At 38.0% G+C, this 13,987-nt stretch carries 7 protein-coding genes; 5 read left to right on the top strand and 2 right to left on the bottom strand.

Going from position 1 to position 13,987, the window contains the following annotated elements:
* Positions 1-8 precede the first annotated feature (8 nt).
* From RBH94_RS00695 to RBH94_RS00685, 3 genes are read left to right on the top strand one after another with little or no spacing between them, the layout of a single operon-like run.
* Complete coding sequence (locus RBH94_RS00695) at positions 9-2,024, top strand: DUF2264 domain-containing protein (RefSeq protein ID WP_307881931.1); 2,016 nt, start codon at positions 9-11, stop codon at positions 2,022-2,024.
* Positions 1,966-6,039: an FG-GAP-like repeat-containing protein gene (locus RBH94_RS00690; RefSeq protein ID WP_307881930.1), complete on the top strand. Its 4,074-nt coding sequence runs from the start codon at positions 1,966-1,968 to the stop codon at positions 6,037-6,039. The genes RBH94_RS00695 and RBH94_RS00690 overlap by 59 nt, the downstream gene beginning before the upstream one ends.
* A gap of 29 nt (positions 6,040-6,068) precedes the next feature.
* Complete coding sequence (locus tag RBH94_RS00685; protein WP_307881929.1) at positions 6,069-10,097, top strand: FG-GAP-like repeat-containing protein; 4,029 nt, start codon at positions 6,069-6,071, stop codon at positions 10,095-10,097.
* Positions 10,098-10,167: 70 nt separating this feature from the next.
* On the opposite strand, the gene RBH94_RS00680 is transcribed toward RBH94_RS00685, so the two are convergent.
* A complete protein-coding gene (locus tag RBH94_RS00680) occupies positions 10,168-10,800 on the bottom strand; it encodes a nitroreductase family protein (protein WP_188223303.1) in 633 nt (210 codons plus the stop codon).
* 99 nt (positions 10,801-10,899) lie between these two features.
* Between RBH94_RS00680 and RBH94_RS00675 the strand changes: the two genes are divergently transcribed.
* Complete coding sequence (locus RBH94_RS00675) at positions 10,900-11,280, top strand: helix-turn-helix domain-containing protein (protein ID WP_307881928.1); 381 nt, start codon at positions 10,900-10,902, stop codon at positions 11,278-11,280.
* 70 nt (positions 11,281-11,350) lie between these two features.
* Here RBH94_RS00675 and RBH94_RS00670 read toward each other — a convergent pair whose 3' ends face one another.
* Positions 11,351-11,503, bottom strand: coding sequence for an SsrA-binding protein (locus RBH94_RS00670; protein ID WP_307881927.1), 153 nt, complete (start codon positions 11,501-11,503; stop codon positions 11,351-11,353).
* 503 nt (positions 11,504-12,006) lie between these two features.
* Between RBH94_RS00670 and RBH94_RS00665 the strand changes: the two genes are divergently transcribed.
* Positions 12,007-13,980 (top strand): endonuclease, encoded by a 1,974-nt coding sequence (locus tag RBH94_RS00665; protein ID WP_307881926.1) that lies wholly within the window; start codon positions 12,007-12,009, stop codon positions 13,978-13,980.
* Positions 13,981-13,987 lie beyond the last annotated feature (7 nt).

Raw genomic sequence — 13,987 nt, 5'->3', positions numbered from 1 at the left:
AATAATTTATGAAATTGTCAAAGATTTTAGGTTTTTTGTTGTTAGCATTAGGTAATTTGGTTGGTTTTTCACAAACCACTACCGATGTTTTTAAGATAGACAACCCCGATTATAATTTAAGTCCGTATACAGGAATGACGAAGCAGCACTGGAAGGACGCTGCTTTGTTTCTACTTGAAGGTGCTTTTAGTTATATCCAAACTTTGGATGACCCGATGAAGTTCCCAAAACAACCCGGAAAAAGTTACCCTCATAATGAAGGTCGTGTACCTACCGAAAAACTGGAAGGGTTATGCAGAACCTTATTTGTGGCAGCGCCTTTGCTTAAGGATCATCCCGATTTAAAGATTAACAACATAAATGTTGCCGATTACTATCGTCATCAAATAACTAAATTAACACAGCCTGATAGCGAATCATATATAATTCCCAGAACAAAAAATGGAGGACCAAGTCAGAATTTGGTAGAATTTGGCGCCTTGGCTTTATCGATGCTTATTAGTCCAGATGTGCTTTGGGAACCATTACCACAAGAGACTAAAGATAACCTGGCGAGTATCATGTTGAGTTATGGCGATGGACCAACGGTAGACTCAAACTGGAAGTTTTTCAATATTTTTGTATTGAGTTTTTTTAAGGAGCAAGGCTACGAGGTTAATGAAAAATTGTTGGTTGAATACTTAGAAAAATCACTAACCCATTACCGCGGACAAGGCTGGTATAACGATAGCCCGGCATACGATTATTACAGCATGTGGGCGTTTCAGATGTATGGTATGATATGGTCTGAATATGTTGGAAAACAACATTACCCTGAAATAGCTTCAAAATTCATTGAAAATTTTAAAGATTTAAAATACAATTATCCCTATTTGTTCAGTGAAGACGGTAAAATGATTATGTACGGAAGAAGTATTAGTTACCGTATTGGAGCAATCATTCCATTTCCTTTAATGGGATTATTAGAGGATAAAGAGGATATTAATTTTGGCTGGATGCGTCGCATTTCGTCTGGTGTTATTAAGCAGTTTTTTACACATCCCGATTTTATGAAAGATCGAGTGCCAACACTAGGTTTTTATGGGGCTTTCGAACCAGCGGTTCAAAATTATAGTTGTCGTGGAAGTGTGTATTGGATGGGTAAAGCCTTTTTAGGTTTGTTAATACCTGATGATAATCCGTTTTGGACAGCGACCGAGAATAACGGCGCATGGGATGAGACCTTCAAAAAAGATGAGGTTTATAATAAATTTCAGGAAGCTTCAGAGATACTAATTACCGATTACCCAAATAGTGGTGCTTCTGAAATACGTGCGTGGTGTCATGAAAAGGTTAAAGACGACTGGCAGAAATTCCGTTCTACCGAAAATTACAATAGACTGTCTTATAACAGTGCTTTCCCTTGGCAGGCCGACGGTGAGCATGGCGAAGTGGCGATGAATTATGTGATAAAAAATAAGAACAACGATTGGGAAGCCTTCCGATTATACAATTTTAAAAAGTTTGAGGATGGGGTTTATTATCGAGATGTGGTTTTAGAAACCGACGAGAATATAAAATTCAGTTTAGCTGATATCCCTCTGACGAATGGTATTTTAAGAGTCGATAGAAATATAAGTGATAAGCCTGTAGCAATGAGGTTAGGACATTATGCTTTGCCGCAATTGGAGTCAGAAATCATAGTTAAAAAGAAAAAAGTAAAAGGCTATGAAGCTACCATAATTGATAATGGAAGCTATCAATTGGCTATGATTCCAATAATGGGATGGGATAAAACTGAGGTTATTGAAACTAAAGACTTACATCCTGAAAGTGAATGTAGTAAAGTTATAAATGTTGAGAAAAATGAAAGTGTATCTAATACACTTAAATCGAAAATTTATATTACCTTGATGCTCTGGAAAAAGTCCGGCCATAAATGGACAACCAACCAACTAACACCAATTAAGAACATTAAGCTTTTAGATGATGGAGGTATTGATATCGAAATTAAAGGCTCAGAAACTAAAACTGTTAACTACTAAATATCATGTCTGTTTAAGTATTTGTATTGTTTTTAGTTTCTTAACTAACTTAAACGCACAAACTTTTGAGCGTATAGAAAACTATGCCGGATTGGGTACTGCCACCCAAAACAATGGAACAGCCTTGGCCGATTACGACGCCGATGGTGATCTTGATATATTTGTGGTAGCTAAAGCTCAGGATGTTGTGGGTAATGCAAATACCCATAGTAAACTGTTTCGTAATAATAATGATGGAACCTTTACCGATGTTACTCAAACTACAGGTTTGGTTAATTTATTTCCAGTTGATGAACCAAGCGATTATACAGATGCTTTAAACGGCTTTAAGTATGGTGCCTTTTGGGGTGATTATGATAATGATGGTTACCCGGACATATTTTTTACACATATTTTCAAAGTTCAGCTTTTTCATAATGAAGGAAACGGCACTTTTAAAGAGGTGACTCTTGAAGCTGGTTTTAAAAAATACAATCAAAATGTCAATACAGGAGCGACTTGGTTTGACTATAATAATGATGGGTTTCTGGATATTTATATTTCCGATTGGGGGTCAGAGGATGAAGGGAATCGACTTTTTAAAAATAATGGAGATGGCACTTTCACAAATGTTACAGGGATAATTCAGGGCGTCTTAATTAATAAACACTCTTACCAAAGTGTACCTTTTGACTTTAATGGCGATGGTTGGATGGATTTATATGTAGCTAATGATTATGCTACTGAATCTAATGACTTATACATTAACAACAAGGGCTTAGGTTTTACAGAAGAAGCTGCTACTTATGGTTTAGATTTCTCTAAGGACGATATGGGTATTGCTGTTGGAGATTACAATGGTGATGGTGCTTTCGATATGTATATCACAGCTATTGGTGATAATCAACTTTTTGAAAATCAAGGAAACAATTCATTTGTAAATAAAGGGCGAAGTTTAGGGGTTTATAATACTGGCTGGGCCTGGGATGTTGTTTTCTCCGATTTTGATTTGGATCGGGATGAAGATCTTTTTGTTTTAAATGGTTTTGAATTTGGAAGTTCAGGACGATACAAGAATACGTATTATCAAAATTCGATTGAAAATTTTGTGTCCCGATTAGCTGATAATTCAGCTATGGTTGGTTTGGGAGAAGAAACCATCAGCGTCACGGAAGCAGTGTTTGATTATGATAATGATGGTGATCTAGACATCTTTGTTACCAATAACGATGGGCCCTCGTATTTTTATGAGAACAAACTAACCGATGTTAATCAACCAGCAGAGGATTTGCACTGGTTTAAAGTGAAGCTTGAAGGTACCACGTCTAATCGTGATGCGATTGGTACGACTTTATCTGTAAAAACAGCTGGCGGCTTATTACACCGTTATTATAGTGGTAAAGGTTTTTTATCTCAGCACTTAAAACCAGTACACTTTGGGTTAGGAGCTGATACCGAAATTCTTGAACTTAAAATCACCTGGCCATCGGGACTTATAGAAACCCATACCAATATCCCGGCCGATAAAACCATTTTAGCCAGAGAAGGCAATGGTTATCAGATTTTAGATATTCAACCGAGTATAAAACCTTATGGTTGTACAGATCCTGATTCCTGTAATTATAACCCCGATGCGACGGTGAGTACCGGTATGTGTAATTATTTGGAGACGTCAAAGATTACCGGAACGATAAAAACCCATAAAAACAGTATTGAGTCTTACAGCTATCCTGTGACATCAGATTTATCGTTAACGTGGAAAGTGACCGGAGGAGAAATAATAGAAGAACCAGGCATTGGAAATATTATCGTAAAATGGGGGATAGGAACTACAGGAACAATAACTTTAACAGCGTCCAATTCCAAATGTAGTAGTGAACCTGTAGTGTTGTCCGTAACCCTATTAGAAGAAGATGTTAATTTTAAAGAACAATCCATCGCACGTTTATGGAATGAGACCTTACTGTCATTAATACGAAAAGACTATGCACGCCCCACAGTTCATGCGCGAAACCTGTTTCATACCAGTGTGGTGCTGTATGATGCCTGGGCAGTATATGATGATAAAGCATCGACGTATTTACTAGGAAATACGCTTCATGGGTTTAATAGTGATTTTGAAGGCTTTACAACGACAGACAATGTAATCGAAGCCAGAAAGAAAACCATTAGTTATGCGGCGTATAGGTTGCTGAGTGAACGTTTTGCACATGCGCCAAATCCAACCTTGTCACAAAGCATTTTAGATGAAGTGATGGCTGGACTGGGTTACGATATATCCATTACCGATGAAGATTACACCACAGGTAACCCGATTGCTTTAGGAAATTACATAGCCAGCCAGATGATAGTCTATGGGTTACAGGATGGCTCTAATGAAATCAACCAGTATGCCAACCAGTATTACCAGCCGGTTAATGCACCGTTAAGCTTAACCTATCCTGAAGGTGTGGCAGATATTAATCCAGATCGCTGGCAACCACTAAGCTTTAATAATTTTATCGATCAGAGTGGCAATGTTATTGGTGGTGTAACCCCAGGTTTTTTAAGTCCGGAGTGGGGAAGTGTACAGCCGTTTTCCATGGAAGAAGAAGATAAAACCACGTATACCAGAGATGGACATGACTATCAGGTGTATTACGATCCGGGAGCCCCACCAATGAGTACGTCAGAAGATTACAAATGGTGTTTTTCACTAGTCTCTAAATGGAGTTCACACTTAGACCCTCACGATGGAGTACTGTGGGATGTCTCCCCAAAATCTATAGGTAATATAACGGAGGATCACTTTCCACTCGAGTATGCCGATTACAAGAACTTTTATAAAGAATTGGAAGGAGGCGATATAGGCGTTGGTCGCTCGAGAAACCCGGTAACGCAATTACCTTATCAGGAACAAATCGTTCCGAGAGGAGACTACACGCGTGTACTGGCCGAATTCTGGGCTGATGGACCAGACTCAGAAACACCACCGGGACATTGGTTTACGATTTTAAATTATGTCAACGACCATGAGATGTTTACCAAACAATTTGAAGGAGAAGGTAATATTCTATCGGATTTAGAGTGGGATGTGAAAGCGTATTTTTTAATGGGAGGCGCTATGCACGATGCTGCCATTGCTGCCTGGGGCGTTAAAGGCTGGTATGATTATATCCGTCCTATTTCGGCCATTCGCTATATGTGTGAGATCGGACAATGCACAGATACCAGTCAATCCAATTACAATCCAGATGGGATTCATTTACAGGACGGACTCATTGAAATCGTAAAAGAAGGGGATCCGTTGGCAGGTACCAATAACGAACACGTTGGCAAAATAAAACTCTACGCCTGGAAGGGGCATGACTTTATAGAAGACCCAAAGGTAGATGAAGCCGGCGTGGGATGGATTCTGGCTGAGACCTGGTGGCCTTACCAACGCCCAACATTTGTAACCCCACCATTTGCAGGCTTTGTTTCGGGACATTCAACGTATTCCAGAGCGGCAGCCGAGGTGATGACCCTACTCACCGGTGATGAATACTTCCCTGGAGGTATGGGCGAGTTTTTAGCCAGGAAGAATGAATTTTTAGTCTTTGAAGAAGGTCCATCGGTAGATGTAACACTGCAATGGGCCACCTACAGAGATGCATCCGATCAATGTAGTTTATCACGTATCTGGGGTGGTATTCACCCACCAGCCGATGATATTCCGGGGCGATTTATGGGAATTAAAATCGGTCAGAAAGCCTTTAGTTATGGTAAACAGTATTTTGAAGGATCAGAACCATCAATAGATGAGCTAACCACCGAACTAAAAGTTTATCCCAACCCTATATCGACATCATCAAACAGCATAAAGGTATCTAACACACAAGCCTCTGATGTATTTCAATTGTTTGATATTAAGGGTCGATTTTTACAATATTTGAGTAATACTTATACAGAAGCTACCAAAGTATCAGAACTTCATTTTACAAATACCCTATCAACAGGAGTGTATGTATTGAAAATAAATAACTTATCGCGAAAAATTGTGGTGATTAGTAAATAAATTATAGTTTTATGTCATAGATAAAGTAGATGAAAACAAACCATTCGATATTAAATTATGTTTTTTCAATTCTATGTTTTTTGGGTGTTTCTGAATTCTATGCTCAGACATTCGAACGTATTGAAACGTATACTGGTCTGGGTACAGTAGGACAAAATAATGGAGCAGCTTTAGCCGATTATGATGCCGATGGGGATCTGGATGTATTTGTCGTTGCCAAAGCTCAGGATGTTGATGGAGATGAAACTACACAAAGTAAATTATTTCGCAATAACAATGATGGTACATTTACTAATGTAACACAGAATTCGGGTTTAACAAACTTGTTCCCCGAAGGAGAAACCGGAGAAACTTCAATAGCCTTTACAGGATTTAAGTTTGGTGCTTTTTGGGGTGATTACGATAATGATGGCTATCCTGATATATTCATGACTCATACCAATAAAATGCATTTGTTTCATAATGAAGGTAACGGAACCTTTAAGGATGTTACGGTTGAAGCTGGATTTAAAAAATACAATGACTGCATTAATACAGGAGTGACTTGGTTTGACTATAATAAAGATGGTTTTTTGGATATTTTTATAGCTGATTGGGATAGTGATTGTGAAGGAAATCGGCTTTATAAAAACGATGGTGATGGCACATTTACAGATGTTAGTAGCCTTTTTCAAGGTGTAAATAGTAAACATTCTTATCAGAGTATTCCATTCGATTTTAATGGCGATGGCTGGCTGGATTTGTATGTAGCTAACGACTTTAATCCGGGACCGAATGATCTTTTTATAAACAATAAAGGTAATGGGTTTACAGAAGAAGCCGCTGCTTATGGGTTAGATACCTCTCGGGGTGATATGGGAATAGCCATTGGAGATTACGATAATAATGGAGTGTTCGATATATATATAACCACCATTGGGGATAATGCACTAATGAAAAAGACTGCTAATGGTGCTTATGAGGATTTAGCAAGGACTTTTAAAATATATAATGCAGGCTGGGCCTGGGATGTGTCTTTTTCAGATTTCGATTTAGATCGTGATGAAGATCTATTTGTTGTTAATGGTTTTGATTATCCAAATTCAGGGGACAAGCATAACGTTTATTATGAAAATGTATTAGAAACAGGAACTGAAGGTTTTGTTAATAGTTCAGTTGAGACAAAATTGAATGAGGAAGCCATCAGCGTCACAGAAGCAGTGTTTGATTATGATAACGATGGTGATCTTGACATCTTTGTTACCAATAACGATGGGCCCTCGTATTTTTATGAGAACAAACTAACCGATGTTAATCAATCGGCAAAGGATTTGCACTGGTTTAAAGTGAAGCTTGAAGGTACCACGTCTAATCGTGATGCGATTGGTACGACTTTATCTGTAAAAACAGCTGGCGGCTTATTACACCGTTATTATAGTGGTAAAGGTTTTTTGTCTCAGCACTTAAAACCAGTACACTTTGGGTTAGGAGCTGATACCGAAATTCTTGAACTTAAAATCACCTGGCCATCAGGACTTATAGAAACCCATACCAATATCCCGGCCGATAAAACCATTTTAGCGAAAGAAGGCAATGGTTATCAGGTTTTAGATATTCAACCGAGTATAAAACCTTATGGTTGTACCGATCCTAATTCCTGTAATTATAACCCTGATGCGACGGTTAGTACCGGTATGTGTAATTATCTGGAGACGTCAAAGATTACCGGAACGATAAAAACCCATAAAAATAGTATTGAGTCTTACAGTTACCCTGTGACCTCCGATGTATCAGTAGACTGGAAGATTACCGGAGGTGAGATTATCGAAGAGCCAAGTGGTGGTAATATCATTGTGAAATGGGGAACAGGGAGCACAGGAACAATAACTTTAACAGCATCCAATTCCAAATGTATTAGTGAACCTGTAGTGTTGTCGGTGACGCTGTTAGAAGAAGATGTTAATTTTAAAGAACAATCCATCGCACGTTTATGGAATGAGACCTTACTGTCATTAATACGAAAAGACTATGCACGCCCCACAGTTCATGCGCGAAACCTGTTTCATACCAGTGTGGTGCTGTATGATGCCTGGGCAGTATATGATGATAAAGCATCGACGTATTTACTAGGAAATACGCTTCATGGGTTTAATAGTGATTTTGAAGGCTTTACAACGACAGACAATGTAATCGAAGCCAGAAAGAAAACCATTAGTTATGCGGCGTATAGGTTGCTGAGTGAACGTTTTGCACATGCGCCAAATCCAACCTTGTCACAAAGCATTTTAGATGAAGTGATGGCTGGACTGGGTTACGATATATCCATTACCGATGAAGATTACACCACAGGTAACCCGATTGCTTTAGGAAATTACATAGCCAGCCAGATGATAGTCTATGGGTTACAGGATGGCTCTAATGAAATCAACCAGTATGCCAACCAGTATTACCAGCCGGTTAATGCACCGTTAAGCTTAACCTATCCTGAAGGTGTGGCAGATATTAATCCAGATCGCTGGCAACCACTAAGCTTTAATAATTTTATCGATCAGAGTGGCAATGTTATTGGTGGTGTAACCCCAGGTTTTTTAAGTCCGGAGTGGGGAAGTGTACAGCCGTTTTCCATGGAAGAAGAAGATAAAACCACGTATACCAGAGATGGACATGACTATCAGGTGTATTACGATCCGGGAGCCCCACCAATGAGTACGTCAGAAGATTACAAATGGTGTTTTTCACTAGTCTCTAAATGGAGTTCACACTTAGACCCTCACGATGGAGTACTGTGGGATGTCTCCCCAAAATCTATAGGTAATATAACGGAGGATCACTTTCCACTCGAGTATGCCGATTACAAGAACTTTTATAAAGAATTGGAAGGAGGCGATATAGGCGTTGGTCGCTCGAGAAACCCGGTAACGCAATTACCTTATCAGGAACAAATCGTTCCGAGAGGAGACTACACGCGTGTACTGGCCGAATTCTGGGCTGATGGACCAGACTCAGAAACACCACCGGGACATTGGTTTACGATTTTAAATTATGTCAACGACCATGAGATGTTTACCAAACAATTTGAAGGAGAAGGTAATATTCTATCGGATTTAGAGTGGGATGTGAAAGCGTATTTTTTAATGGGAGGCGCTATGCACGATGCTGCCATTGCTGCCTGGGGCGTTAAAGGCTGGTATGATTATATCCGTCCTATTTCGGCCATTCGCTATATGTGTGAGATCGGACAATGCACAGATACCAGTCAATCCAATTACAATCCAGATGGGATTCATTTACAGGACGGACTCATTGAAATCGTAAAAGAAGGGGATCCGTTGGCAGGTACCAATAACGAACACGTTGGCAAAATAAAACTCTACGCCTGGAAGGGGCATGACTTTATAGAAGACCCAAAGGTAGATGAAGCCGGCGTGGGATGGATTCTGGCTGAGACCTGGTGGCCTTACCAACGCCCAACATTTGTAACCCCACCATTTGCAGGCTTTGTTTCGGGACATTCAACGTATTCCAGAGCGGCAGCCGAGGTGATGACCCTACTCACCGGTGATGAATACTTCCCTGGAGGTATGGGCGAGTTTTTAGCCAGGAAGAATGAATTTTTAGTCTTTGAAGAAGGTCCATCGGTAGATGTAACACTGCAATGGGCCACCTACAGAGATGCATCCGATCAATGTAGTTTATCACGTATCTGGGGTGGTATTCACCCACCAGCCGATGATATTCCGGGGCGATTTATGGGAATTAAAATCGGTCAGAAAGCCTTTAGTTATGGTAAACAGTATTTTGAAGGATCAGAACCATCAATAGATGAGCTAACCACCGAACTAAAAGTTTATCCCAACCCTATATCGACATCATCAAACAACATAAAGGTATCTAACACACAAGCCTCTGATGTATTTCAATTGTTTGATATTAAGGGTCGATTTTTACAATATTTGAGTAATACTTATACAGAAGCTACCAAAGTATCAGAGCTTCATTTTGCAAATACCCCGTCAACAGGAGTGTATGTGTTGAAAATAAATAACTTATCGCGTAAAATTGTGGTGATTAGTAAATAAAAAACAATCAAGTTTAACATAAAAAAAGCCCGACATGATTGCCGGGCTTTTCTCTTCACTAATTAACCTACTACTTTATCTCATGGATAAATTCTTCTTTTTCTTTTCTGTATTTTTTCAAGTTGACATTCCAGTCGTTGTCTGCGTCACGGTATCCTAATGCTAGAATAACTGCGCTTTTCAGGCCTTTTTCTCTAAGACCTAAAATTTCATCTAACTTTTCAGGTTCAAAACCTTCTATTGGGGTTGCGTCTACTTTCTGTTCAGCGGCAGCTGCAATAGCCATAGCGAACGAAATATAGGCTTGTTTAGCAGTATGTTGCTGGTGCCAAGATTCACCAAGTGGTTCGTATAATCCCCAAAGTGTCTGTTTGTAGTCGTCCATGGTGTTATGCGGTAGCTCTCTGGCATCCATCATTTCATTAAACACTGTTGTGATTTTTTCATGAGAATAACCATCCCAAGATGCGAACACTAAAAGGTGTGAACACTCAGTTATTTGTGCTTGATTCCAGGCTATAGGTCTGATTTTTTCTAAGGTTTCCTGATTTGAAACTACAAATATTTCATAAGGTTGTAAGCCTGAAGAAGAAGGTGCTAATCTGGCAGCCTCAAGGATATAGTCTAATTTATCTTGAGGGACCGTTTCACCTGTCATTCTTTTGGCAGCATATCTCCAATTAAGTCCTTTTAACAATTCCATAATTCAAATTTTTTTGTGCAAAGTTATTTTATATTGGTGACAAATAGTAACTTTGTAACCAAAAGTAATAGTAACATATTAGTAACCAAGTAACATTCCATGGAAAATAAATTATTTAAAGAAGGGTGTACATTACCAAAAAAGGCCTGTGAACATAAAATAAGAGCAATACACGATGTTATGTATTTAATAGGAGGAAAGTGGAAAATTTCGATTATAGCTTGTTTGTGCTATGGAAATAAACGATATACTGATATTTTGAATGAAGTAGAAGGTATTTCAGGAAAAATGCTGAGTAGAGAGCTAAAGGAGTTGGAAATGAATAAAATGATAGAGCGTACCATTCTAGATACAAAACCGGTAGGCGTAGAATACTCGTTGACCGATTTAGGGAAATCGTTAAAATCAGTAATTGATATTTTAGCCGATTGGGGAATTGCGTATCGCGAAGAACGCAAGCTTATTGAAGAGCAGGTCTAGCACTTTTAGATGTATAAAACACTAAGGTTACTATTGCGTTTCTATCCTGTTGGGGTGTTTAAAACAAAAACTAATCTAAGGCACGCTTGGTGACATACCAGCGCCAGCCAATAATAGCGAGTTGAAACTTTGTGGCTTTACTAATATCTAATTTTCTTTTAGAATAACTAGGAAGAATAAGTTTATTAACCTTTGCTAAAATTTTGAAGACTTGTTTTTTCATTTGGTAAAAATAGTAAAACTTATTCTAGACTAAGTTTTACATTTTTTTTTGATTTTTGGCTTATAAAACTGATAGCAGAATTAAGATTATAAGCTTAACAAGTGTGATCATAAGTTTTGGTTTTAAAGGTTAGTTTGTTTTAGTTATATCAATGTTTTTTCAATATATATAAAGGGAGATATATCGTACAAATGGTTTGATATAAATCTGTGAATTTGAATACGAAAATGTAACTTAAAAAATACAATAGGTTTCAATATGAAATATACTTGTCTTTATTGGTGTTATAAATTTAAATATCAAAGTGTGATTTTTATTTAAAATTGAAATAATTGTAGGCGTTTTTTAGAACGTGTTTTAAAAACCAAGGGGCATTTTATTCTTTAGAGGCCTGTTTTTGTAGATTTCATCTTTTGGTAAACCAGAAGTTTGAAATTGGTTAAAGTTTTTAGTTCGCTTTAAAATATTGTTTTGAAGAGTGTTATATTTGTTAAAACCGCTTTATGAAATACCTGTTTCTTCTTTGCTTGATCTTTAATATAGGACAATTTAATGCCCAGATTGTAATTAACGAACTGGATTGCGATACGCCAAGTATAGACAACCTCGAGTTTTTAGAATTAAAATCCGATACGCCTAATTTTTCTCTAGATGGTTATGTCGTTGTGTTTTTTAATGGTTCAGATAATGGGATGAACTCTAGTTATCTGGCGTTAGACCTTGATGGATATACCACTGATGTTAATGGTTTATTATTAATAGGAAGTAATAATGTAACGCCTATTCCTCAATATATTATACCGGAAAACACAATCCAAAATGGGGCGGATGCTGTAGCGATTTATCAGGCTGATGTCGAAGATTTTCCCGATATGACACTGGCTACAATAGATAATCTTATTGATGTGCTGATTTATGGGACCTCTGATGCCGATGATATAGATATGATTGATATTTTTAATAAACATCCTGAATTTACCAATATTCAGCAGATTAATGAGGGGACTTCAGGAAACACGAATTCTATCCAACGAAACAACGACGGAACGTATTTTGTGGGCGTACCAACACCCAGACAGTTAAACGATGGTTCAGGTGTGGTACTCAATGGGTTTAGTATTTCTATTTTGCAAAATCAATATATGGAAGGCGATGTTTTTGATATTACATTTACAACCGAACAAAATGTGACATCCGATTTAAATTTTAGTTTCAATTTGAATAATGGAACATTCAATACTTCCGATTTTACTGGAAATACGTCATTAACAATTCCAACGGGGCAAAATACAATCAGCACAACTATAACTTTAGTTGATGATGCCGACGACGAGGGAGACGAAATATTGATAATAGGTATTGAGAATTTACCCGAAGACTATTTAAAGCTCAATGATAATATTGAAATTCGTGTCGTTGATAACGATTTTCAAATCGCAGGCTATGGTACGCCTTTGAGTCCTACTTACGGATTGGTGACAAGTACCCAGGCAGATGGATATTACAATGGTCTTGACGGATTGTCTGGGAATGCATTAAAGTTAGCAGTTCAAAGTATAATTGCTAATCCTTCCGAAGTTCGTGCGCAGAGCTATGCCGATGTTATTGATATTCTAAAAGAAGCTGATCAAAACCCGGAAAATAGTAATGAGGTCTGGTTAATGTATACAGAATTTGGACGTCCAAAATTGGATTTTCAAACGACATCTGATAATACAGGGAAATGGAATAGAGAGCATGTGTACCCGCGATCGCGTGGTGGATTTAATAGTATTGATTTGGATGAAATAACAGATGGTAAAGAATTATATTGGACCACCAATGCCGATTCGTTGCGCCATGGAAATTCCGATGCACATGCCTTACGAGCCGTTGATGGTATAGAAAACAGTATTAGAAATAATCAGAATTATGGTATTGTAGAATATTCGGGGCCAACGGAAACTTCAGGTAGTTTTTACGGTGATGTGGCTCGCAGTATTTTTTATATGGTTACTCGATATAACGGATTAGATGTAATTAATGGTTACCCTGGTGACGACCCCAAGGGATTTATAGGCGATTTACCTACCTTATTAGAATGGCATAGAAACGACCCGCCAGACGATTTTGAAATGAACAGAAATAATGTGATTTACACCTGGCAGAGAAATCGGAATCCGTATATCGATAACCCTGAACTTGTAGAATATTTATGGGGAAATAAAATTGGAGAATCCTATAGTGCGGCATTAAGTGTTAATAGTAGTAAAGGATTTCAGATGTCGTTTTACCCAAACCCAACCAGTAATAAGTTATATATAAAGGGAGTAACTGATTCATTTTCAGTAAGGCTATTTTCTTTAGAAGGTAAGTTGCTTGATAGTTTTATTATACATGAAGATTGTACTATTGATTTAAAAGTATCTTCAGGGGTTTATGTACTGAAGTGCATTTCTGGAAATCAAGAAATAAGTAGGCGTATTGTGGTGAAATAAACAAAAT

It is taken from the genome of Aestuariibaculum sp. YM273 (assembly GCF_030908365.1).
In the GTDB taxonomy this organism is placed as follows: Bacteria; Bacteroidota; Bacteroidia; order Flavobacteriales; family Flavobacteriaceae; genus Aestuariibaculum; species Aestuariibaculum marinum.
Note: the sequence above shows the minus strand (reverse complement) of the source record. Positions and strands in the feature narration are given on the sequence as shown.